Here is a 22,757-nt window from a genome sequence, read left to right as displayed (position 1 = left end):
CCTAAGATAAAAGAAGCAATTAAATAATTGCTTCTTTTATCATTTTTGCATATTCTTTTAACTTATTATCCGCATTAATTCCATATTTTTCAACTATTTTAACACAAGCACTTCCAATTATTACACCATCTGAAAATTTAGCAATTTCATTTGCTTGCTTTCTTTCGTGAATTCCAAAGCCAATTGCGATTGGTATATCAGAATATTTCTTTATTTCTTGAACATAATCTTTCAAATCTTCATTAAATGAAGATCTTTCACCGGTTACTCCTAAGGATGAAACTAAATAAATAAATCCTTTTGAATTAGTTACAATATTTTTAATCTCAGATTCGCTATTATTAGTTGATACTAAAGAAATTAATGATAACTTATCTTGATTAATATAATTTAAAAGTTCATTTCGTTCCTTAAATGGTAAATCTGGAATAATTAATCCATCAATTTCATGAAAATAACATTTTTCAATAAATGATTCATACCCTTCTTGTAAGACAATATTTAAATAGGTCAAAAACATCAATGGAACATCTGTGTATTCTCTTATTTCATCAACCATACTAAATAGCTTATCAATATCTAGATCATTATTTTTAAGAGCTCTTACATCAGCTCTTTGAATTACTGGTCCATCAGCAACTGGATCTGAAAATGGAATTCCAATTTCAATAACATCTGCCCCTCCATCTGCTAACGCTTTAATATTTGCGATTGTACTTTTTAGATTGGGATCATTTGCAACTACAAATGGAATAAACGCTTTATTATTTTTAAATTTTTCTTCTAATCTATTCATCAACATCAACCCCTTTATATTTAGCAATTGCTGCAACATCTTTATCTCCACGCCCGGACAAAGTACAAATGATTGTTTGGTTCTTATTCATTTTGGGTGCTATTTTTTTTACATATGCAATAGCATGACAACTTTCAATTGCCGCTATTATACCTTCTTTCTTTGCTATATAATTAAATGCTTCAACTGCTTCATCATCGGTAATTCCTACATATTGAGCTCGATTAATATCATTTAAATATGCATGTTCTGGACCAACTCCAGGGTAATCTAATCCTGCAGAGATTGAATATACTGGATTAATTTGGCCTAATTTATTTTGTAAAAATAAAGATTTCATTCCATGAAATACTCCAATAGTTCCCTTTTCAATCGTACCAGCTGTTAAATTAGTATTAACTCCTTTACCAGCTGCCTCTACTCCAATTAAATCAACATTTTTTTCTGATATATAATCTGCAAAACTACCAATGGCATTACTACCACCACCTACACATGCCACTACTTTGTCAGGCAATTTATTTTCAATTTCTTTTATTTGCTTTTTTGATTCAACACTAATTACACTTTGAAAATCTTTCACCATTGTTGGATATGGATGTGGACCTGTTGCAGACCCCATTACATAAAATACTTCATTAGGATTAGCTGCAAATTCTTGAAGTGCTGCATTAATAGCATCTTTTAGAACCTTAGATCCAGATGTAACTGGGTGAACTCTACCACCAAGCAACTCAATTCGAAAAACATTAAGTTTTTGCCTTTCCGTATCTTCTTGTCCCATATATATATCGCATTCCATTCCAAACAACGCTGCAATTGTTGCCGTAGCAACACCATGTTGTCCAGCACCAGTCTCAGCAATTAATCTTTTTTTCCCCATTTTTTTAGCTAACAATGCTTGTCCAATTACATTATTAATTTTATGTGCACCTGTATGATTTAAATCTTCTCTTTTAAGATAAATTTTTGCTCCACCTAAGTCTTCTGTCATACTTTTTGCATAATAAAATAGTGAAGGGCGATTTGCATAATTATTCAATAAATCATTAAATTCGTTTTTAAATTCATCAGTATCTTTAATATTATTATATGTTTCTGCTACTCGATCTAATTCTTCAATTAATACTTCTGGTACATATTGACCACCATATTTCAAATAACGTCCTTGTTTAATCATAATTATTTTCTCCTATTTAATTATAATGAGCTAAATTAACTAACTTACTAACTATTTTTTTGTTTTTTAATCCATTCAATTCTGCTCCAGTACTTATATCAACTGCATAAGGATTGGTTTTATTTATTACATTCAAAAGATTTGAAGTATCAATTCCGCCAGCAATGAATAATTTATTATGGTTTTTTATAATTAAATCATCCCAATTCAATGTAATTCCTGATCCACTTCCACTATCTAACATGTAATATTCAGTATTTATATTATTAATTACATCATTAATTCGATTAATAATTGGAACATTTTCTTTTTTTAATGAATCTATATACAAATTACTTTCTGTACCATGCAATTGAACAAAATCAATAATTCCAGATTGATAAATATCTTTAACTTTTTCAATTTTTTCATTAAAAAATACACCTACGACTTTTATATCTTTATTAATATTTTTTTTTAAAAATCTAGCAGTTTCAATCGAAATTTTGTGCCTACCATTTGCAAATACGAAACCAATATAGTCAGGAATAATTTCATTCATAATTTCAATTTCTTTTAATGATGTAATTCCACAAATTTTAATTTTTGTCATATTGATTCACCTAAAATATTATTGATAAATTGTTTTTTATTATCAGATTTAATCAAACTTTCACCAATTAAAAAGCCATTAAATTTATTATTTTTTAATTTACTAATTTGTTCTTTATTTTGTATTCCACTTTCAGAAATGCATGAAATTGAATCAGGTATATATTTTCTTAGCTTAATTGAAGTTTCAATATCAACTGTAAAATCTTTTAAATTTCTATTATTTATCCCAATAACTTCAGGACTTAACTTCAATACTCTAATAATTTCTGATTTATTATGAGTTTCAAATAAGACAGCTAATCCAAGTGTATTTGCTAATTCATAATATTTTTTTAACTGATTATCACTTAGAATAACTGTAATTAATAAAATCATATCTGCCCCACTTAAAAATGATTCATAAATCATATATTCATTTATTATAAAATCTTTTCTAAGGATTGGCTTATCAGTTTTTTTGGCAACTTTTTCTAATATATCAAGGCTTCCTTTAAAATAATCTGGTTCAGTTAAAACTGAAATAATGTCCACATTACTTTTTTCGTAATTTTCTAAAATATCTAGATAATCAAAATTTTCAATAATAATTCCTTTAGAGGGAGAAGCCTGTTTTAATTCTCCAATAATTGAAGGTTTACTTTTAAGAAAAATATCATAAACTAATTGACTATTTTTTGGATTCTGGTTATTAGCTTTTTCTTTTAATTCTTCTAATGGAATTTCATCCTGTTTTTTTGCAATTCTATTTTTAGTTGCATACACTAAATCATTTAAAATCATATTTTATTCCTCCTGACTAAATACAATTAACTTATTCAAATGATTTTTTGCCGTTTTATTATCAATTGCTTTTTTTGCTAATGCAATTCCTTCTTCAATTTTAATTTTTGGATTAAAAGAATTAATTGCTAAAGCAGCATTAAGTAATACAATATCTCTTCTTGCACCTTTTTCACCATTTAAAATTTGCATAATAATATCAGCATTTTCTTGTGGACTTCCACCCGAAATTTGATCAATTTTATAATTTTTAAATCCAAATTCACTTGGATTAATAGTTCTTTGATAAATATTATTATCTAATAAAGTTACTATTTTGGTTGGTGCAGTTATTGATGCTTCATCCATCCCATCAGCTCCATAAATGATATTTGCACTTCTAATTCCCAAAGACTTTAATACATTGGCTATTGGCATCAAAAGATTTTCATCATAAACACCTAGCAACTGACTATCTGCATTAGAAGGATTACAAATTGGACCTAAAATATTAAAAATAGTTTTAAAACCTAATTCTTTTCTTACTGGTGCTACATATTTCATAGATTCATGATATTTTTGAGCAAATAAAAAAGCAAAATTATATTTTTCTAACATCTTATGTGACTTACTTTCAGTTAAATTTATATTAAATCCCAACTGCTGAAGTACATCGGCTGAACCACTTTTAGATGAAGCTGCACGATTTCCATGTTTTGTTACTGGAATACCTAATGATGAAACAATAATTGCAACAGTTGTTGAAATATTAAAAGAATTAACTTTATCACCACCAGTTCCAACGATATCTAATGCATTAGTTTTTAAATCAAAATCTAAAGCATGCTCTCTAATTGATTTAGCTGCACCAGTAATTTCATTAATTGTTTCTCCTTTAACTGATAATCCAGTTAATAATGAAGATATCTCAACTTCGCTAGCTTTTCCTTCCATGATTTCATCAAAAACATTACTCATATCATTTGAATTCATATTATTTCTGCTACTAATTTCTTTAATTGCATCTTTAATCATTTTTTTGCCTCCGTTAATTTAATAAAATTATCAAATATTTTATTTGCATTGTAACTATCAGTCATAATTGATTCTGGATGAAACTCTAATCCATAAACATCATTTTTTTCATCACTAATTGCTTGAATTGAATTATCTGATCCTCTAGCATTGATTACTAATTTATCGGGGAAATTGTATTCATCAACTTGTAAAGAATGATATCTTGCGACTTTAAATTTACCTTCACATTTTTCAAAAATTTTATTATCATTTATTATTTGAATTAAATCTTCTTTACCATGCATTAAATTATCACTAATTTTAATATGTCCACCATATACTTGAGCAATTGCTTGATGACCTAAACAAACTCCTAAAATAGGAAATTTACCAATTGAATTCTTTAATATTAAGTTCATATTCCCAGCATTTTGTGGAGTTCCAGCACCAGGCGATAAAACTAATCCTGATATTTTTAACTTATCGACATCTTTAAGACTTATTTGATCATTTTTGTAAACTCTTATTCTTTGATTTGTTCTCTCTCCAAGCAACTGAACTAAATTAAAAGTAAAACTATCATAATTATCAATAAATAAAATCATTAATTATTACCTCCACTTTTTGTGGCAAATTCCACTGCATCAATCATTAATTTACTTTTATTTTTAAATTCTTTATATTCTTTATTAACTTCACTATCACTAACAATCCCTGCACCTGATCTAATAACTAATTTATTTTTCTTTTTATAAGCTAATCTGATACCAATACATAAATCTAAATCTTCATCAAAATCAATGTATCCAATTCCTCCACCATAAATACCACGTTTATTATTTTCTAATTCACTTATAATATTTATTGCTGATACTTTTGGAGCACCCGAAAGAGTTCCAGCAGGTAAAACATTTCCAATTATCTTTATGGGACTAATATTAGATATAGACTTTCCTCTTATTTTTGAACCAAGATGCATAACGTTACTATACTTTATTAATTTTCTTAACTTAATTACTTCTACCGTTCCCATTTGACTAATTTTACCTAAATCATTTCTTCCTAAATCGACTAACATATTATGTTCAGAAATTTCTTTTTTATTATTCAATAACTCATTAGCAAAATCTTTATCCTCAATCAAATTATTACCACGTCTTCTAGTCCCAGCTAAAGGATAACTATATAAGTTGCTTTTTATTTTTTTAACTAAAGTTTCTGGTGAAGCTCCAGTTGTTTCAAAATCATCATTACTAAAATAAAACTTATAAGGTGAATCAACTTTTTTATTTAAATAATTAAATACTTCAATCAAATTTCCTCTAACATTCGTATAATATGGATTTGATAAAATTAACTGAAATATGTTTCCCTTTTTTATATTATCTTTTGCTTGATTAACTCTTTCTTCAAATTGACTATAAGTAAATTGATTTTGATATGGATTTTTTAACTCCAGTCCAACAGATTTAACTTTTTTTATTTTTAATAAATTTGAGACATATTTTTTTAAGTAACAAATAATATCTTCATATTTATCAACTAATTGATTTGATTCTAATAAATATGACAACATCAATTTATTATTTTGATAATCATAATTAATTGTTACTTCAGGTAAAAATAATTCAAAATCATCCAACTCATCTTCATTGTCAATTTTTTCAAAATTAACATTTTCTATATATTGAATAAATTCATAACTAAAATATCCAATTAACCCTGATGTAAAATAATTCTTATATCTTGGTGTCTTATACTTATTCAATAAATTTTCAAAATACTCAATTGGGTTTTGTTTAATTATCTGCTTAAGTTTATTTGATTCATAAATTTTTATTTGATTTACATTTCCTTTAAAAATCATTTTTGGGTTAATGACTATGGTTGCATTATTATTTTCTTCTTGATTTAAAACAAAACATGATTCTTCTTTTTCTTTATAGAATTTAACCAAATCATTTATATCAATTTTTATATCTTTAATCTCATAATTAATTGGCAAATAATTATATTTATACCTGTCTTCTAGTAATTCTTTTGGAATCAATGTAAACACCTCTTTTAAATTTACACAAAAAAATCCGTCCATAACAACGCAATTAATGCAATGTTAAGGACGGATTTCCCGCGGTGCCACCTTATTTGAATCTATAAAAACAGATTTGTATACAGGTATACAAATCGTTTAAAAATTCCAGCTTAAGCGAGGTACGTGTTCATACCCCCGGCAACTTACGTATGCCTTGACGTTTTTCCGTACTCAAAATTTTTTCGGGAAAACCCTCTGTGGTCCATTTAACTATCTGCGTTCGATTACCTTCCCATCATCGGTAACTCTCTTCACGTGCACAATAATCTTGATCTCCACATCATTGGTTTTTATGGACGAATTATTAAGTTGTTAATGAGTATATATTTATAAATATAACTTGTCAATACTTTTATGCTCTCGGATGAAAATCATTATATACTTTTTTCAATCTTTGATTAGATATATGCGTATAAATTTGAGTTGTTGAGATATCTGAATGACCTAATAATTCTTGAACAATTCTCAAATCGGCTCCATTTTCTAAAATATGAGTTGCAAATGAATGCCTTAGTGTGTGAGGAGTTATATTCTTTTTAATTCCAGCTAATGAAACATACCTTTTTACTTTATCCCAAATACTTTGACGACTAATTCCTCCACCATGTGCATTCAAAAATAAAAAAGATGATTTTTTTTTCTTTAATAGTAAAGGTCGACTTTTTTCTAAATAATAATTAATCCATTTAATTGCAACTTCTCCAATCGGAATTATTCTTTCTTTGTCACCTTTACCAATTGTTTGAATTAATCCCATTTCTAAATGTAAATCATGAATTTTTAAATTAATTAATTCTGAAACTCGTAATCCAGTTGCATACATTACTTCTAGAATTGTTCGATCTCTAATACCATATTTATCATTAGTATTTGGAATTGCAAACAGACGATCAATTTCATCGTTTGTTAAAACCTCAGGTAAGTGAGATGCTCTTTTAGGCATTTCAACTTTTACCATTGGATCATCTTCAATCAGATCAAACTGCATTAGATACTGATAAAATTTCCTTAATGTTGTTATAAAATGAATTAAAGTATTCCTTGATTTTCCATTCTCTTTAAAACTCTTTAAAATTTCTAAAATAGTATATTGATCAACATCTTTAAACGAATTTATTTTCATTTTATCTAATTCATTTTTAAATTGTTTTAAATCTTGATGATAACTTTTAATTGTATTTTTAGATAAACCTCTGTCAACTAATAAAAAATGAAGATAATTTTGAATTTCATCTTCCATAATAATTCCTCTTCTACAAATCTTTATTAATTAGTTCAATATTATCACTATTAATTCTAATGATATTTTGTTTTAATAATCTACCTACTGCTCTTTTAAATTGTGCTTTACTAATACCAAAAAATTTTTTTATTTCTTCTGGGCTACTTTTATCTGTAAACATTAATTTATTTCCAATTGTATTTTCTAAAATTGTTTTAATCATTTGAGCATCTTCATCCATAACTTCATATCCTCTAGGTCGAATAGATAAATATAAAGTTTTATTTGGTCTTACACCAATTACTCTTCCTTTTAATTGCTGACCTAATCTAGGCTCTTCATCTTGTTCAGATTTATCAATAAAACCAAGATTAAAATGATCAGAAATAACTTCTGTTCCTTTTAATTTTGGATTAGTAACAGTTATATTAACATTTGTATTTTTCATTTTAGAACTAGTAACTGGTTGAGAAATTGCATGGAAAATTTCTTTATCAGCTAATTTACCCCAAATACGATTTTTCTTATCAATTTCTAATGAAATCATTAATTTGTCTCCTGTATTTGGCCAAAGGGAATTCATACTGGGTAAATCATCCATAGAAACAGCAATATCTTTATCAGGTAATCCGATATCAACAAATACACCTAAATCAAATTTACTTCCAACTACAGTCCCCCAAGCATACTTATCAATTCCTACTTCAGGAGCATTTCTAGTTATTTTCATACGATGCTTATCATTCTCATAAATAAAGCCTTTGAAATTACTACCTAATTTTAAAGGCTTTATAATTTCATTCTTACTTAAAGCGAATGTAACACCATCAATTTGAACAAAATATGTTCTTTCATTTTCATCAATTACCTTACCACTTTGCATTGTACCAATTTGTACCATTAAATTTCTCCGATCTTTTCATATAGTCTCTATTTTACACTGTATATAAAATAATTTCGACTTATTGAAAAATAAAAAAGCATAATGCCTAAGCATTATGCTTTTAATTTTTAATTATTATTTTGATTGGTTACCTTGGTAAACAATACCACGTCGCGTATCAACAGTAACAGTAATACCGTTATCAATTGATTCAACAGCACCATTAGCACCAACAATAACTGGAATATCAAGTGAAATTCCAACAACGGCAGCATGTGAAGTTAAACCACCATTTTCAACAATAATTGCTGAAGCTTTTTCCATTGCAGGCATGTAATCTTTGTTAGTGTTTTTAACAACTAAAACATCACCCTTTTTGGTATTTGCTACAGCTTCATTTGCATCTTTAGCAACAACTGTTTTACCAATAACTGTTTCAGAACCAACACCTTGACCTTGTGCTAATTTTGAACCAATTAATTGAACACGATAAGTGTTTGTTGTTCCTTCATCACCTAATGGAGAACCAAGTGTAGTAATGATTTGTTCGCCTTCTTTAGCTAATCCAGCTTCAACAGCTTTTTTAGCAGCGATATCAAACATTTCTTCAGCAGTAGCTGGCTTTTCAGCAAGTACTGGGTGTACACCCCATTTAACAGTTAAACCTCTACGTACACGGTCACTGAAAGTGATTGCTAAAATATTAGCATTTGGATGATATTTTGAAATCATTGAAGCTGTGTAACCTGAACCAGTTACAGCAACGATTGTTTTAATATCCATATCTGCAGCAACTTTAACAACTGATGAAGCTAATGATTCAGTTACATCACCATTGTTAAATACTGGACGTTTAGTTCCAAATTCAGCAAAGTTTTTGTCTGATTCTTCATTGATTTTACCCATCATTGTAACAGCAGCTACAGGGTAATCACCATTAGCACTTTCACCAGAAAGCATTGTTGAATCAGTACCATCAAATACAGCATTAGCAACATCAGAAACTTCGGCACGAGTTGGACGAGGTTCTTCTTCCATTGAGTCTAACATTTGAGTTGCAGTAATAACTGGTTTACCAGCTTCATTACACATCTTAATAAGACGTTTTTGAGCAGCTGGAACTTCATATGGAGGAATTTCAACACCCATGTCTCCACGAGCAATCATTAATCCATCTGAAACTTTTAAGATTTCAGGGAAATTATCAATTCCTTCTTGTGATTCGATCTTAGGGAAAATTTGAACATCTTCCATATTTTTTTCTTCTAATAGACTTCTGATTTCCATAATGTCTTCAGGTTTACGTACAAATGAAGCAGCAATATAGTTAATTCCTTGGTCACAACCAAAACGAATATCATCAGAATCTTTTTCAGTAATACCTGGTAAGTTAACAGATACACCGGGTGCATTAACACCTTTACGTGAACCTAAGAAACCATGGTTTTCAGCTCTTACAACTAATTCTTTATTTGCATCATCTTTTTCAAGAATTTCTGATGAAATTAGACCATCATCAAAAAGAATATGTCCACCAACATATACATCATCAAATAAACCAGGATAAGTAACAGCAATTTTTTCTTTAGTACCTTCTAATTCACCATCCATTGAGATTCTGAATTGATCATCAGTATTAAATTCAATTTTACCATCAGCTTGTTTTGTGGTTCTGATTTCAGCACCCTTAGTATCTAATAAGATACCAATAACTTTGCCTGTTTTCTTTTCAGCTTCGCGAGCTTTAGTCATACGATCTAAATGTTCTTCATGATCACCATGAGAAAAATTAAAACGAAAAACGTTTGCGCCGGCTTCGATTAATTTAGTAATAGTTTCAACATCAGAACTAGCTGGTCCTAATGTACTTACGATTTTTGTTTTCTTCATAAGTAAAAAACCTCTCCTTTTTTGCCAAAGAACTTTTTGCCAAGTATCTTTTGGTAATTATATTTCACAAATTATTGTATCACTTTTAGCAATTAATGTCTGCAATTATTCAAGCTAATTAATTTTATTTAATTAATTTTAATGTTGCTTTCGCCTAAAACATAATTTAATTTCTTTATTAGAGATTCATTTAAATTAACATTAAATTTGTTTGCCAATAAATGGTTACTATTATCTTTTTCTCGATGCATAATAACTTGATGTGATCCTGAATTTAATCGTAATATTTCCAAAATTTTCTTTAAAAATTCTGGATTGTCAAATTTTGTTTCGATTAATAAATATAATTTTTTCGATTTTTTTTCTAATTCAGATTTTAAATTAGCAGCTGGCATAAGTTCATTTGCAATAATTTGTTCTCCATCATTTTTTCCTTGAACCAATAAAACAATTTCTTTGTTTAACCATTTTTCAACTTTTTTAAATAAATCCGGAAAAACAACTAATGTAGTTTCTTTATATTGATCATTAACCTTTACAAATGCCATTTTTTGACCTTTTTTGGTTCTAATAACTCTAACATTTAAAATATAAAGTAAGATATAAAATACATTGTTTTGCGTATTTAATTCACTCGTATTTATCAATGGATAAATTTCTTTTAGTTTTTGATATTGTTCAACTGGATGACCAGATAAATATAGTCCTAAGTATTCATTTTCAAAATCTAATTTCTGAACTAATGAAAAATCATCTTTTCTTTCTATCTTAGGTGCTAATACTTCAAATAATTCAATTGAATTCCCACTTAACTCAATTGAATTAATTAATTCTGGAATTGCTTGAATTAATTCAGCACGATTATAATTAAATTCATCTAAAGCACCAACATAAACTAATGGTTTTATTAAATCTTCTTTTCGATATTTTTCATCTATACGATGAATAAAATCTTTTAAATCTTTAAAACTACCATTTTCTCTTTTAATTAAGATATCTTTGATAAAATCAGATCTTAAGCTCTTAATTGAATTAAACCCAAATATAATTTTTTTATTTTTATATTTAAACTCACTTTGACTTAAATTTATATTTGGTGAATTAACTTCAATTCCTTTATTTTTTGCCTCTTGAATATACTTTTTTTCTTTTTCATAGTTTCCAACAACCGAATTTAATAGTGATACAAAAAATTCTCCTGGAAAATTAGCTTTTAAATAAGCAAGTTCAAATGCCATTTTAGTATAAGCGTAAGCATGTGATTTATTAAATCCATAATTAGCAAACCGATCGATATAATCAAAAACTTGTACTGCTGTATTATTACTATATCCTTTACTCATTGATCCATCAATGAACCTATTTCTCATTTGATCCATCTCATACTTATCTTTTTTACTCATTGCTCTTCTTAAAATATCGGCTTGTCCTAATGTGAAGCCAGCCATAACAGAGGCTAGTTGCATTACTTGTTCTTGATATACAATTATTCCAAATGTTGATTCTAAAATTGGTTTAACACTATCTGCTGGGTACGTTATATTTTCAATACCATTTTTTCTTTTAATAAAAGTATCAATATTTTCCATTGGTCCAGGTCTATATAAAGCATTAACAGCTGCAACTAGATCAAAATTAGTTGGTTTTAATTGCCTTAAGACATTTTTTATTCCATTAGATTCAAACTGAAAAATCCCATTAGTATTACCTTTTATAAATAAATTCAAAGTTTTAGGATCATTAAAATTAATTTCATCAATATTAAAATTAGGTTGAGTAATATGAACTAAATCGATAATATTTCCTAAAATTGATAAATTCTTCAATCCCAAAAAATCAAATTTTAATAATCCAACATTTTCAACATATTTTTTTGAATATTGAGTTATTAATAATCCATCGCGACCGTTTTGTAAAGGAGAATTATTAACAATCGGATTCTCACTAATAATTAAACCAGCAGCATGGATTGAATAATGTCTTGGTAATCCTTCTAATTTTAATGCTGTTTCAAATAATAATTTGTTCTTTTTTGAATCAGAAATTAAATTAATTAACTTTTGTGATTTATTTTTTGCACTTTCTAAAGTTATATTTAATTCAGATGGAATTGATGAACTCCAATTAGACATTTCTTTTTGATTCAGTCCAAATACTCTTCCAACATCTCTAATAACTTGCTTGGCAGAAAGAGTACCAAAAGTAACTATTTGTGCAACTCTGTCTGCTCCATATTTTTGATGAATAAATTTTAAAATATCTTCTCTTCGATTGTCTGGAACATCCAAATCAATATCTGGCATTTGTGCTCGATCTTCGTTTAAAAAACGTTCAAATAAAAGATTATTCTTAATTGGATCTACACCAGTAATCCCTAAACTATATGCTACTAAAGATCCAGCAGCAGATCCTCTTCCTGGTCCAGTAATTATATTTTGATGATGGGCAAAATTTATTACATCTTGAACTACCAAAAAGTAATCATTAAATTGCATACGGTCAATTACATCTAATTCATGACTTAATCGATTTTGATATTCTTCTTGTCTATTCTTATCAAGATTTTTATTAGATAACCCGATTTCACAAAGATGACGAAGATACTTTTGTGAATCATAACCGTCAGGAGTATCAAAAACAGGTAGTTTAGGTTCCTTATCTAAAATTTGGATATCTACTTCATTACTCAATTTATTATTATTTTCTAATAAATTTTTTAATCCCATTTTTAAATAAGAATCATCCATTTCATCGCTTGACTTTAAATATTCATCCCCTTTAAATTGATTTTCATAAATCGGATCATCAATCACTCGATTATTACCAATTGAATTAAGTACTTTATTTGCAAATAATTCATTTTGCTTTAAATACTTTACAGAATTTAGAGCAATTAAATCAATTTGATATTTTTTTGATATTTCTTTTAATCTATCAATCATAAAATCAGAATAATCTATTCCGATTCCAATTTTTAAATTTTGTAAATTCAAGTGATTAATCAGTTTCTCAACATATTCATCAACATATTTTTCCGATTGATTATTGATTATATTTAATAACTCACTATTCTTTGGAATTAAAATAAAAATATCATCTAAATAGTCTGAAATATCATTAATATCAAAATAATCATCAAAATGCGTCATCTTATAAGTAGAAATTTGCATTAAATTTTTATATCCATTATTATTTTTTGCAATAAATAATAATTCATAATGATTCTGTTCACTTTGATAATTAAAATCTATTGTTAATCCAATAATTGGTTTTATATTTTCATCGATGGCTTTATGATAAAAATCAATCGTCGCATACATTGTATTTTTATCTGTTAAAGCTAAGCTGGTATATCCTTTATCTTTTGCATCTTTAATTAATTCATCAATTTTATTACTACTATCTAATAAACTAAACGAACTTAAATTCTGTAATGGAGTATAAATAAGAAGTCCTCCTTTTTAATTTAAATTAATTATAACAATCTTCACTTAACTTTCATTATATTTCGCTATAATTATTTAATAAATATAATTACCAATTTTAAAAATTTGTGATAGAATTAGTGTCATTGAGAGGTGGATAATTATGCGTACATTTGCTGCAAACCTAACTATTATATTCTGGGGACTTATCTATGGAGAAATTTTAGGCTACATCGGATCAGCCCTTGCACAATCACCATTTAATTCTCAAACAGCACTTAGCTGTGCAATTGCTGGAATTGTTGTTGCATTAGTTGGTACTCATGGAATTAGAATGATTAGTAAAAGATCTTAAACAAAAAGCTATCACAAAATGTGATAGCTTTTTTAATTTAATTAAATTCAATCTTATTATCATTTTCATCAATTGTTACTTCTGATTTATCTTCAATATTACCAGCAATAATTTCTTTTGCTAATGGTGTTTCAACTTTATTAGTTACAAATCTTTGTAATGGTCTTGCACCAAATTGTGGATCATATCCATTATCAGCTAACCATTGTTTTGCTTGATCAGTTAAACTTAAAGTAATTTCCTTATCTGACAAACGTTGATTAATTTGATCAACTAATTTTTCAACTAAGAAACCAGTATCATTTTTGCTTAATGGTTTAAATAGAATTGTATCATCAATTCTGTTTAAAAATTCTGGCTTAAATGATTGATGCAATAATTTTTCTACACTTTCTTTAGCAGAATCTTTTATTTCACCATTTTTATCAATTCCATTTAATAAATCTTGTGAACCTAAATTAGAAGTCATAATCAATAAAGTATTCTTAAAGTTAACAATATGCCCTTGACCATCAGTTAATCGTCCATCATCTAAAACTTGTAATAAAACATTAAAAACATCAGGATGTGCTTTTTCAATTTCATCAAATAAAACGATTGTATAAGGATTTCTTCTAACCGCTTCAGTTAGTTGTCCACCTTCTTCATATCCCACATATCCAGGAGCAGCTCCTACTAATCTAGAAACTGATTCTTTCTCCATATACTCAGACATATCAATTCTAACCATATTATCTTCAGAATCAAAAAGGTTCTCAGCTAATGATTTAGCTAATTCAGTTTTACCAACTCCAGTAGGTCCTAAGAATAAGAATGACCCTAGTGGTTTACTTGGATCAGATAAACCAGCCTGTGATCTTAAAACTGCATCAGACACTGCTTGAACTGCTTCATCTTGTCCAACTACACGTTTGTGTAAATTTTCTGGGAGCTTTAATAATTTTTCTCTTTGAGATTCAGCTAATTTAGAAACTGGAATTCCAGTTTGTTTTGAAACAACATCTGCAATTTCATCACTTGTAACTGATTCTTTTACAAGCCAATCATCAGAATGATCTGTTTCTTCCATCTCCTTTAATTCTTTTTCTAATTCTGGGATTGTCCCATGTTGCAATACTGCAACTTTATTTAAATCATAATTACTTTCAGCTTGTTGTAAATCATTTCTAGCTTTATCAAGTTCTTGTTTTTTATTACCTAGCTCGTTAAGACTATTTTTTTCTTGTTCCCAACGTGCTGAAAGATTATTAACAAATTCTTTTTTATCAGCTAATTCTTTTTTAACTTCTTTCAAACGTTCTTTTGAAGCTTCATCATTTTCAGCGTTTAATGCTTGTTCTTCAACTTCTAATCTCATTAGTTGACGATCAGCAGTATCTAGTTCAGTTGGTCTAGAATTCATTTCTACTCGAATATCAGCAGATGCTTCATCAACTAAGTCAATTGCCTTATCGGGTAAATAACGATCTGTTATATAACGATCAGACATTTTAGCTGCTGACACTAAGGCATTATCATGAATTTTAACTCCATGATGAATTTCAAAGGATTCTCTAATTCCACGTAAAATAGTTATCGTATCATCAACTGAAGGCTCATTAACACGAACTCTTTGGAAACGACGTTCTAAAGCCTTATCTTTTTCCATGTATTGACGATATTCATCAAGAGTTGTTGCACCAATTAAATGAAGTTCTCCACGAGCAAGCATTGGTTTTAAGATATTACCAGCATCAGTACTACCTTCTGTTTTACCAGCACCAACAATTGTATGGATTTCATCAATAAATAGTAAAATTTGTCCTTCAGACTTTTTAACTTCTTTTAAAACTGATTTTAATCGTTCTTCAAATTGACCACGATATTGGGCACCAGCAATTAAAGAAGTCATATCTAATTGATAAACTTTCTTATCTTTTAAATTTTCCGGAACATCACCAATTGCAATTCTTTTTGCCAATCCTTCAACAATTGCAGTTTTACCAACCCCAGGATCACCAATTAATAATGGATTATTTTTAGTTTTTCTAGAAAGAATTCGAATTACATCTAAAACTTCTTCATCTCTTCCAATAATTGGTCCTAGCTTACCATCTCTAGCCTCTTGAACTAAGTCTACTCCATGTTTTGACAAAGATTGATAATTATCTTCTTGACTCTTAGAAGTTACCTTTTCTCCACCTCTAATTTTTTCAACAACATTACGTATTTTTTGTTCAGTTATATCTTGATTTTTTAAATAATCAGTAAATTTAGATCCACTAATCTGCATTAAGGCAATATTTAAAGTATCAATTGCAATATATTCGTCACCAAATTCAGACTTAATTTGATCTGATTTCATTAATAATTCATTTAAATTGCTTGAAAAACTATTTCCATATTGAACATTATCTCCTTCTACAGTAGCTATTTGATCAAGTTCACTATCTAATTCACTTTCAACTTCTTTTATATTTAGACCTAGATCTGAAAAGATTTGACGTGTTAATTCTCCAGGTTGAATTAACACTTTAAATAATTGAGAAATTCCAATATCTTGTTGTTTACGATTAACTGCTACCTTTTGTGCTTCTGATAAAGCTTTATTAACAGCATCGGTTAAAATATCTGGATTCATAATTTATTCATTTCCTTTCCTTGGAGCAATTTGAGTCATTTTAATAATGACATCAACTGCTTTTGACATTGTATTTAATGAAATATATTCAAAACGTCCATGCATATTTTCTGGACCGGCAAATAAATTAGGAGTTGGGAGCCCAAGAAATGATATTTTAGAACCATCAGTTCCACCTCTAACTGGGAAAATATTAGGTTCAATATCAAGATCTTTCATTGCATTTTCAGGTAAATCAACAACTCTCATATCCTTTTTAATTACCTCAGCCATATTATAATACTGATCTTTAATTTTTAGAATTATTTTATCTTCGTCATATTTTTCATTCATTTTTTTAGCTAATTTAATTGCATATTCTTTCATATCTTCGAATTTATTTTTATCATGATCACGAATAATGTAATTCATTGTAGCTTTATCAGTATTCATTTGTGCACTTTCTAGGAAGTAGAATCCTTCTCTTCCAGCCGTTTTTTCTGGTCTTTTTTCAATTGGTAACTGTGAATGAAAATCAATTGCTAATTGAGAAGCATTTACCATAATACCTTTAGCTTCAGCAGGATGAACATTTGTCCCTTTAATTTCAACAATCATTTCTGCTGCATTAAAAGTTTCGTATTGTAAATCACCCAATGGACCACCATCAACTGTATAAGCAAAATCTGCATCAAATTGATCTACTTCAAAATGATCAGCTCCAGTTCCAATTTCCTCATCTGGGCCAAAACCGACCACAATTTTTCCATGTTTTATTTCTGGATTTTGGATTAAATATTCCATTGCAGTAATTATTTCAGATACTCCTGCCTTATCATCTGCACCTAATAATGTAGATCCATCCGTAGTAATTAAAGTTTGATCTCCATATTTATTTAAACTTGGAAAAATTTTAGGATCAAGCACATATTGTCCATTTTTATCTAGATTAATTTTTGATTTACCATCATAATTTTCAACAATTTGAGGATTAATATTTTCAGAATTAAAATCTGCAGTATCAACATGAGCAATAAAACCTAAATCAACTACATCTATATCACAATTAGCTGGTAATTCAGCGAATAAATAACCACTGGATTTCATAATTCTAGTATTTTCTAATCCTAAATCATCTAGTTCTTGCTTCAAATTTTTAATGAATTCAATTTCTTTAGGATCGGAAGGAATTGATGTTGAATTAGGATTAGATCTAGTGTTTTCTTTTACATATTTCAAAAATCTTGTTTGCAAATTTTTATATTTTATCATATTAATCACCTCTTAAATTTAAATGAAAGTATAAGGATCCGTATCGACTTTAGATTCAAATATTTCGATATCTAAATTATACTCTTCTTTCCATTTTAAATAGTCTTTAGTAAGCCTATTTGAAATAACTTTTTCAATATTATGACCTGGATCAATTACAGAAAATCCATCTGCTAAAATATCATGACCAACATGATAATAAATATCTCCAGTGATATACACATCTGCTCCTGCATTTTGCATAGATGGATAATATTTACCGCCATCACCACCAAGCACTGCAACTTTATTAATTTGTTGATCTAAATTATTTGAAATTAATCTTAATCCATCAATATCAAATTTGTCTTTACAAATTTTTGCAAAATCTTTTAGAGAACATTCTTTTTTCAAATTACCAATTCTACCTGTAGGTACATCCTTTACATAACCTTTTTTTAAATTCATAGATAGGTTTACTGGCTTAATATTCTCTAAATCAAGTAATTCTGCTAACCATTGATTCATTCCGTTTTGAGCATTATCAAGATTGGTATGTGCAGAAAAAACATTAATATTATGTTTTATTAATTCTACATACATTTTATTCTGCTCATTACTTAAATCAATATTTTTAATCGGTCTAAAAATTAAGGGATGATGTGAAATTATTAAGTCAATATTTTTATCAATCGCTTCTTGAACAACTTCAGGTCTAACATCTAAAGTAATTAAAACTTTCGCTACATCATTTTCTAAATTACCAATTTGTAAACCAACCGGATCTTTTTCAAAAGAATCTTCAATTGGAGCCAATTCATTTAATGGCTTAATTATATCCTTAAATTTTGTCATTAATAATCCTTTCAATTTTTTCATTTTCACTTTTTATATCATTAATTTTTTTATTTGGTATATTTTTTGCATTTTTTAAATTATCTAATACCGTTAAATTACGCTTAATTTTATCTGACCATTTATTTATAAAATCTGTATTTTTTTCTTTCAATAATAATGGACCAAACATTAATTCTAAATCACTATAATTAACTAATTTATTTACTTTATTAGCCTCAATTATCTCATAATAATGTCCATCTTCTTCAAGTAAAGTCTCATTATCAATTGAATAATTATTTTCCATTAACCATTTTCTTAATTTCTTTTCACCAATATTAGGTTGCAAAATTAACTTTTCACTTCCATTTAATTTTTCATATCCTTCGGTCAAAATATTTTTAATTAAATTGCCACCCATTCCTGCAATAATAACTGTATTAATTCGATCATCAATCTCAATGACTTCTAATCCATCACCAAAACGTACTTTAACAATATTTTCCATCATTTGATTTTTAATTTCTTTTACAGCATTCAAATAAGGTCCTTCAACTACTTCACCAGCAACTCCAAATTCAATTTTTTCTTGATTTACTAAATAAGCTGGAAGATAAGCATGATCTGATCCAATATCTGCAATTCTGCTGTTTTCTGGTACTAATTCAGCTACCTTTTTTAATCGATTAGATAAATTATTTTCATCCATGTTAATTCTCCTAAAATTTATTTATTCTATTATAAACTATTTTTAAAAAAAACAGAGACGCTTAATTAGCATCTCTGTTCATAACTTTAAAGAAAATCCTTTAATTGCTTACTTCTTGAAGGATGTCTTAACTTTCTTAAGGCTTTAGCTTCAATTTGTCTAATTCTTTCTCTTGTAACACCAAACACTTTACCCACTTCTTCAAGTGTTCTAGTTCTTCCATCATCAAGTCCAAATCTTAATCTCAATACATTTTCTTCACGATCAGTTAATGTATCTAATACACCTTCTAATTGTTCTTTTAATAATTCATAAGCTGCATGATCAGCTGGACTAGTTGCTTCTTCATCTTCAATGAAATCACCTAAATGTGAATCGTCCTCTTCACCAATTGGAGTTTCAAGTGAAACTGGTTCTTGTGAAATCTTTAAAATTTCTCGAACTTTAGTGGTTGGCATATCCATTTCTGCACCAATTTCTGATGGAACTGGTTCACGACCTAAATCTTGTAAAAGCATTCTTTGAATTCTGATTAATTTATTAATTGTTTCAACCATATGAACTGGAATTCTAATAGTTCTAGCTTGATCAGCAATTGCACGAGTAATTGCTTGTCTAATCCACCAAGTTGCATAAGTTGAGAATTTGAATCCTTTACGGTAATCAAATTTTTCAACGGCTTTCATTAATCCCATATTACCTTCTTGGATTAAATCAAGAAATTGCATTCCTCTTCCAACATATCTTTTAGCAATTGAAACAACCAATCTTAAGTTAGCTTCAGCTAATTCTTGCTTAGCTTCATTATCATTATCTTCAATTCTAAGTGCTAAGTTAACTTCTTCTTCAGCTGACAATAATGAAACTTTTCCAATTTCTTTTAAATACATTCTAACAGGATCATTAATTTTAATTCCTTTAGAATCTTCAGCTTCTTTGAGTTCTTTTTGAGTAACTTTTTTAGCTGCTTTTAAAGCTCTTGGATCTGGTTCTCCATTTTCATCAACAATTGAAATTCCAGAATCTTCAATTGAATCTAAAACACTTTCCATTTGTTTTTCATCTAATTGAAAGGGTGTTTTTAATTCATCTTCCAATTTGTCATAGGTAATGTGTCCAATTTTTTTATTATTTTTAACAACATCTGCTAAAGCCTTTTTGTATCCATCTTCATCGAATATTTTTTTGTTGTTTGCCATAAATAAACCTCCATATTGTGCCTACTGATTTTATTGCATTTGTTTTCTTAATTCAATAATTTTAATTACTAGTTCTTGTTGTTTCATTTGATCACCAGTATTTATTGATTCTTTTAATTCTTGATTCAATTTATCTAAATCATTTTCAATTGGCGCCTTCTTAGTTAATAAATTAATACAATCTTCAATTTCTTCTGCATTAAAACTATCTTCAACTAATTCAGTATTATCTATATCAACCAATAAATTAATTAAATTGTCATCTTGTATAAAATCAATTAACTCAGACATATTTAATTTATCATTATTTTTAAAATACTCCTGTAAAAAGATAAATAATCTTTGATATCGATCATCTGTAAAATAAAAATCAGTCTGATTATTAATTCTAATTCTTGCATTTTCACTATAAATAAATCGATGAATTAATAATCTTTCAGCTCGTTCTACCTGAGAAATTTCTTGCTTATTTTTTCTAATTTCAATTGAACGTTCAGGCTTTTTATAATTACTATATTGTTTAGGATGATTTTGAAGCATTTGATTAACTTTATCAATCATCATTGACTTATCAAAATTAAAATCTTGCGATAATTTATTTAAATAAAAATCTCTTTCTAACGCATCTGGTACATCTGCGATTTCTTTTAGTGCTACTTGAATATAATCGAGTTGACCTTCGTCAGTTTTTAAGTTAAATTGCTTTGCAAAAAAATTAAGCTTAAATGAAACAAAACTTTCCTTATTATTTTTTACTAAGCCTTTAAATTGATCATTTCCATTATCTCTTCTAAATTCATCTGGATCTTTACCATCAGGAATCGAAATAACTCCTATTTTTAAATTACTGTCTTGTTTAAAAATATCCAATGCTCGATTAGTAGCATTTTGACCAGGACTATCACCATCATAGCAAATATAAATTTCCTTTGTAATTCGTTCAATCATACTAATTTGATTATTTGTTAGACTAGTCCCCATTGAAGCTATTCCATTTGTAACTCCTGCTTGAAACGCTGAAATAACATCCATAAATCCTTCAAATAAAATAACATTACCGGAATTTCTAATTTCTGGTCTTGCTAAATCTAAATTAAATAAAACATTACTTTTATTAAAAATCTTTGTTTCTGGACTATTTAAATATTTTGGAGCATCATCATTTTTATCAATTAATCGACCAGAAAAGGCGATATAATTTCCATTTGAATCTCGAATTGGAAACATGATTCGATCTACAAATCGATCAACTAAATCTCCATCTCTATTTTCTAAAAATAATCCAGACTTTCTTAATAATTGAAAATCAGGTTGCTTATTTTCAAAAAAAGGCTTTAATAATCTAGTACTTGGTGCAAATCCAATCTGAAATTTATTAATCATTTCATCGGTTAATTTTCTTTCATGAAGATATTTTAGTGCACTCTTTCCTAAATCAGTATTAACCAAAATATGATGGTATAATTCAACTGCATCTTTATGATATTGCATTAATTTTTTATCGTCAGAATTAATGTTAGGTTTTGAATTACTATGATAATCATCTGGTAAAGATATATTTTGATTATCGGCAACTTCCATAACCGATTCAGGAAAAGATAATCCTTTTAAATCCATTAAAAATTTAAAAACATTTCCACCTCTACCACAACTAAAACAATGAAAAATTTGTTTATCTTCGTTTACAGAAAAAGATGGCGTCTTTTCATCATGAAAAGGACATAGACCAAATAAATTATTTCCTGATTTTGAAAGTTGAACATATTGATCAATAATATCAGTGATATTAGTTTGCGAACGAACTTCTTCAATAACATTTTCAGGTATTTTAGCCATAACATCGCCACCTTTATAAACATTTAAAAGTCGTATTCATTTTAGAAATACGACTTTTAAGCATAGAAAACCTATTTAAATTTTATCATAAAATAAGTAAAAAGCAACCCTAC

The 22,757-nt window shown here is 27.9% G+C and carries 18 protein-coding genes; 1 reads left to right on the top strand and 17 read right to left on the bottom strand.

Annotated features, from left to right (window positions below; all coding sequences use genetic code 11):
* Positions 1-19: 19 nt before the first annotated feature.
* From trpA to dnaE, 11 genes are all read right to left on the bottom strand, one after another.
* On the bottom strand, positions 20-796 hold the full coding sequence (gene trpA, locus GSH19_RS02355; RefSeq protein WP_237026307.1) for a tryptophan synthase subunit alpha: 777 nt from the start codon (positions 794-796) through the stop codon (positions 20-22).
* Complete coding sequence (gene trpB / locus GSH19_RS02350; RefSeq protein ID WP_237026306.1) at positions 789-1,976, bottom strand: tryptophan synthase subunit beta; 1,188 nt, start codon at positions 1,974-1,976, stop codon at positions 789-791. The genes trpA and trpB overlap by 8 nt, the downstream gene beginning before the upstream one ends.
* A 16-nt stretch (positions 1,977-1,992) precedes the next feature.
* Complete coding sequence (locus GSH19_RS02345) at positions 1,993-2,568, bottom strand: phosphoribosylanthranilate isomerase (protein WP_237026305.1); 576 nt, start codon at positions 2,566-2,568, stop codon at positions 1,993-1,995.
* On the bottom strand, positions 2,565-3,350 hold the full coding sequence (gene trpC, locus GSH19_RS02340) for an indole-3-glycerol phosphate synthase TrpC (RefSeq protein ID WP_237026304.1): 786 nt from the start codon (positions 3,348-3,350) through the stop codon (positions 2,565-2,567). Before trpC ends, GSH19_RS02345 begins: the two co-directional genes overlap by 4 nt.
* Before the next feature lie 3 nt (positions 3,351-3,353).
* Positions 3,354-4,364, bottom strand: a complete 1,011-nt coding sequence (gene trpD / locus GSH19_RS02335; protein WP_237026303.1) for an anthranilate phosphoribosyltransferase — start codon at positions 4,362-4,364, stop codon at positions 3,354-3,356.
* Positions 4,361-4,951, bottom strand: a complete 591-nt coding sequence (locus GSH19_RS02330) for an aminodeoxychorismate/anthranilate synthase component II (protein WP_237026302.1) — start codon at positions 4,949-4,951, stop codon at positions 4,361-4,363. The genes trpD and GSH19_RS02330 overlap by 4 nt, the downstream gene beginning before the upstream one ends.
* Positions 4,951-6,396: an anthranilate synthase component I family protein gene (locus tag GSH19_RS02325; RefSeq protein ID WP_237026301.1), complete on the bottom strand. Its 1,446-nt coding sequence runs from the start codon at positions 6,394-6,396 to the stop codon at positions 4,951-4,953. The genes GSH19_RS02330 and GSH19_RS02325 overlap by 1 nt, the downstream gene beginning before the upstream one ends.
* A gap of 394 nt (positions 6,397-6,790) precedes the next feature.
* On the bottom strand, positions 6,791-7,678 hold the full coding sequence (gene xerD / locus GSH19_RS02320; RefSeq protein WP_237026300.1) for a site-specific tyrosine recombinase XerD: 888 nt from the start codon (positions 7,676-7,678) through the stop codon (positions 6,791-6,793).
* Between the two features lie 13 nt (positions 7,679-7,691).
* Positions 7,692-8,561 carry a S1 RNA-binding domain-containing protein gene (locus GSH19_RS02315; protein WP_237026299.1) on the bottom strand — a complete coding sequence of 290 codons (870 nt, stop codon included), beginning with the start codon at positions 8,559-8,561 and terminating at the stop codon, positions 7,692-7,694.
* Positions 8,562-8,678: 117 nt separating this feature from the next.
* Entirely contained in the window at positions 8,679-10,433 is a 1,755-nt protein-coding gene (pyk, locus tag GSH19_RS02310) for a pyruvate kinase (RefSeq protein ID WP_237026298.1), read from the bottom strand.
* Positions 10,434-10,561: 128 nt separating this feature from the next.
* Positions 10,562-13,879: a DNA polymerase III subunit alpha gene (gene dnaE, locus GSH19_RS02305; protein WP_370636140.1), complete on the bottom strand. Its 3,318-nt coding sequence runs from the start codon at positions 13,877-13,879 to the stop codon at positions 10,562-10,564.
* Positions 13,880-14,021: 142 nt separating this feature from the next.
* Between dnaE and GSH19_RS02300 the strand changes: the two genes are divergently transcribed.
* Positions 14,022-14,213, top strand: a complete 192-nt coding sequence (locus GSH19_RS02300; protein WP_237026297.1) for a DUF2929 family protein — start codon at positions 14,022-14,024, stop codon at positions 14,211-14,213.
* A 37-nt stretch (positions 14,214-14,250) separates the two neighbouring features.
* On the opposite strand, the gene clpB is transcribed toward GSH19_RS02300, so the two are convergent.
* The 6 genes from clpB to dnaG form a co-directional block, all read right to left on the bottom strand.
* On the bottom strand, positions 14,251-16,833 hold the full coding sequence (gene clpB, locus GSH19_RS02295) for an ATP-dependent chaperone ClpB (RefSeq protein WP_237026296.1): 2,583 nt from the start codon (positions 16,831-16,833) through the stop codon (positions 14,251-14,253).
* A gap of 3 nt (positions 16,834-16,836) precedes the next feature.
* Positions 16,837-18,084, bottom strand: a complete 1,248-nt coding sequence (pepT, locus tag GSH19_RS02290; protein WP_237026295.1) for a peptidase T — start codon at positions 18,082-18,084, stop codon at positions 16,837-16,839.
* 18 nt (positions 18,085-18,102) lie between these two features.
* On the bottom strand, positions 18,103-18,918 hold the full coding sequence (locus GSH19_RS02285) for a Nif3-like dinuclear metal center hexameric protein (protein WP_237026294.1): 816 nt from the start codon (positions 18,916-18,918) through the stop codon (positions 18,103-18,105).
* Positions 18,905-19,609: a class I SAM-dependent methyltransferase gene (locus GSH19_RS02280; RefSeq protein ID WP_237026293.1), complete on the bottom strand. Its 705-nt coding sequence runs from the start codon at positions 19,607-19,609 to the stop codon at positions 18,905-18,907. Before GSH19_RS02280 ends, GSH19_RS02285 begins: the two co-directional genes overlap by 14 nt.
* Before the next feature lie 86 nt (positions 19,610-19,695).
* Positions 19,696-20,808, bottom strand: coding sequence for an RNA polymerase sigma factor RpoD (gene rpoD, locus GSH19_RS02275; protein WP_237026292.1), 1,113 nt, complete (start codon positions 20,806-20,808; stop codon positions 19,696-19,698).
* A gap of 30 nt (positions 20,809-20,838) precedes the next feature.
* The gene (dnaG, locus tag GSH19_RS02270) at positions 20,839-22,644 is read right to left on the bottom strand and encodes a DNA primase (protein WP_237026291.1); all 1,806 of its coding nucleotides are present in this window, start codon (positions 22,642-22,644) and stop codon (positions 20,839-20,841) included.
* Between the last annotated feature and the right edge of the window lie 113 nt (positions 22,645-22,757).

Origin of the sequence: Lactobacillus sp. S2-2 (assembly GCF_021698855.1) — a bacterium.
In the GTDB taxonomy this organism is placed as follows: Bacteria; Bacillota; Bacilli; order Lactobacillales; family Lactobacillaceae; genus Fructilactobacillus.
This window is presented reverse-complemented; position numbering and strand designations above follow the sequence as displayed.

What these genes read in the sequence shown, in the direction of transcription:
- pyk (WP_237026298.1), bottom strand. Translation starts at nt 10,433, where the DNA reads ATGAAGAAAACAAAAATCGTAAGTACATTAGGACCAGCTAGTTCTGAT.
- trpB (WP_237026306.1), bottom strand. Translation starts at nt 1,976, where the DNA reads ATGATTAAACAAGGACGTTATTTGAAATATGGTGGTCAATATGTACCA.
- pepT (WP_237026295.1), bottom strand. Translation starts at nt 18,084, where the DNA reads ATGATAAAATATAAAAATTTGCAAACAAGATTTTTGAAATATGTAAAA.
- rpoD (WP_237026292.1), bottom strand. Translation starts at nt 20,808, where the DNA reads ATGGCAAACAACAAAAAAATATTCGATGAAGATGGATACAAAAAGGCT.
- dnaG (WP_237026291.1), bottom strand. Translation starts at nt 22,644, where the DNA reads ATGGCTAAAATACCTGAAAATGTTATTGAAGAAGTTCGTTCGCAAACT.
- trpC (WP_237026304.1), bottom strand. Translation starts at nt 3,350, where the DNA reads ATGATTTTAAATGATTTAGTGTATGCAACTAAAAATAGAATTGCAAAA.
- GSH19_RS02315 (WP_237026299.1), bottom strand. Translation starts at nt 8,561, where the DNA reads ATGGTACAAATTGGTACAATGCAAAGTGGTAAGGTAATTGATGAAAAT.
- GSH19_RS02300 (WP_237026297.1), top strand. Translation starts at nt 14,022, where the DNA reads ATGCGTACATTTGCTGCAAACCTAACTATTATATTCTGGGGACTTATC.
- GSH19_RS02345 (WP_237026305.1), bottom strand. Translation starts at nt 2,568, where the DNA reads ATGACAAAAATTAAAATTTGTGGAATTACATCATTAAAAGAAATTGAA.
- clpB (WP_237026296.1), bottom strand. Translation starts at nt 16,833, where the DNA reads ATGAATCCAGATATTTTAACCGATGCTGTTAATAAAGCTTTATCAGAA.
- GSH19_RS02280 (WP_237026293.1), bottom strand. Translation starts at nt 19,609, where the DNA reads ATGGATGAAAATAATTTATCTAATCGATTAAAAAAGGTAGCTGAATTA.
- GSH19_RS02330 (WP_237026302.1), bottom strand. Translation starts at nt 4,951, where the DNA reads ATGATTTTATTTATTGATAATTATGATAGTTTTACTTTTAATTTAGTT.
- xerD (WP_237026300.1), bottom strand. Translation starts at nt 7,678, where the DNA reads ATGGAAGATGAAATTCAAAATTATCTTCATTTTTTATTAGTTGACAGA.
- trpD (WP_237026303.1), bottom strand. Translation starts at nt 4,364, where the DNA reads ATGATTAAAGATGCAATTAAAGAAATTAGTAGCAGAAATAATATGAAT.
- trpA (WP_237026307.1), bottom strand. Translation starts at nt 796, where the DNA reads ATGAATAGATTAGAAGAAAAATTTAAAAATAATAAAGCGTTTATTCCA.
- GSH19_RS02285 (WP_237026294.1), bottom strand. Translation starts at nt 18,918, where the DNA reads ATGACAAAATTTAAGGATATAATTAAGCCATTAAATGAATTGGCTCCA.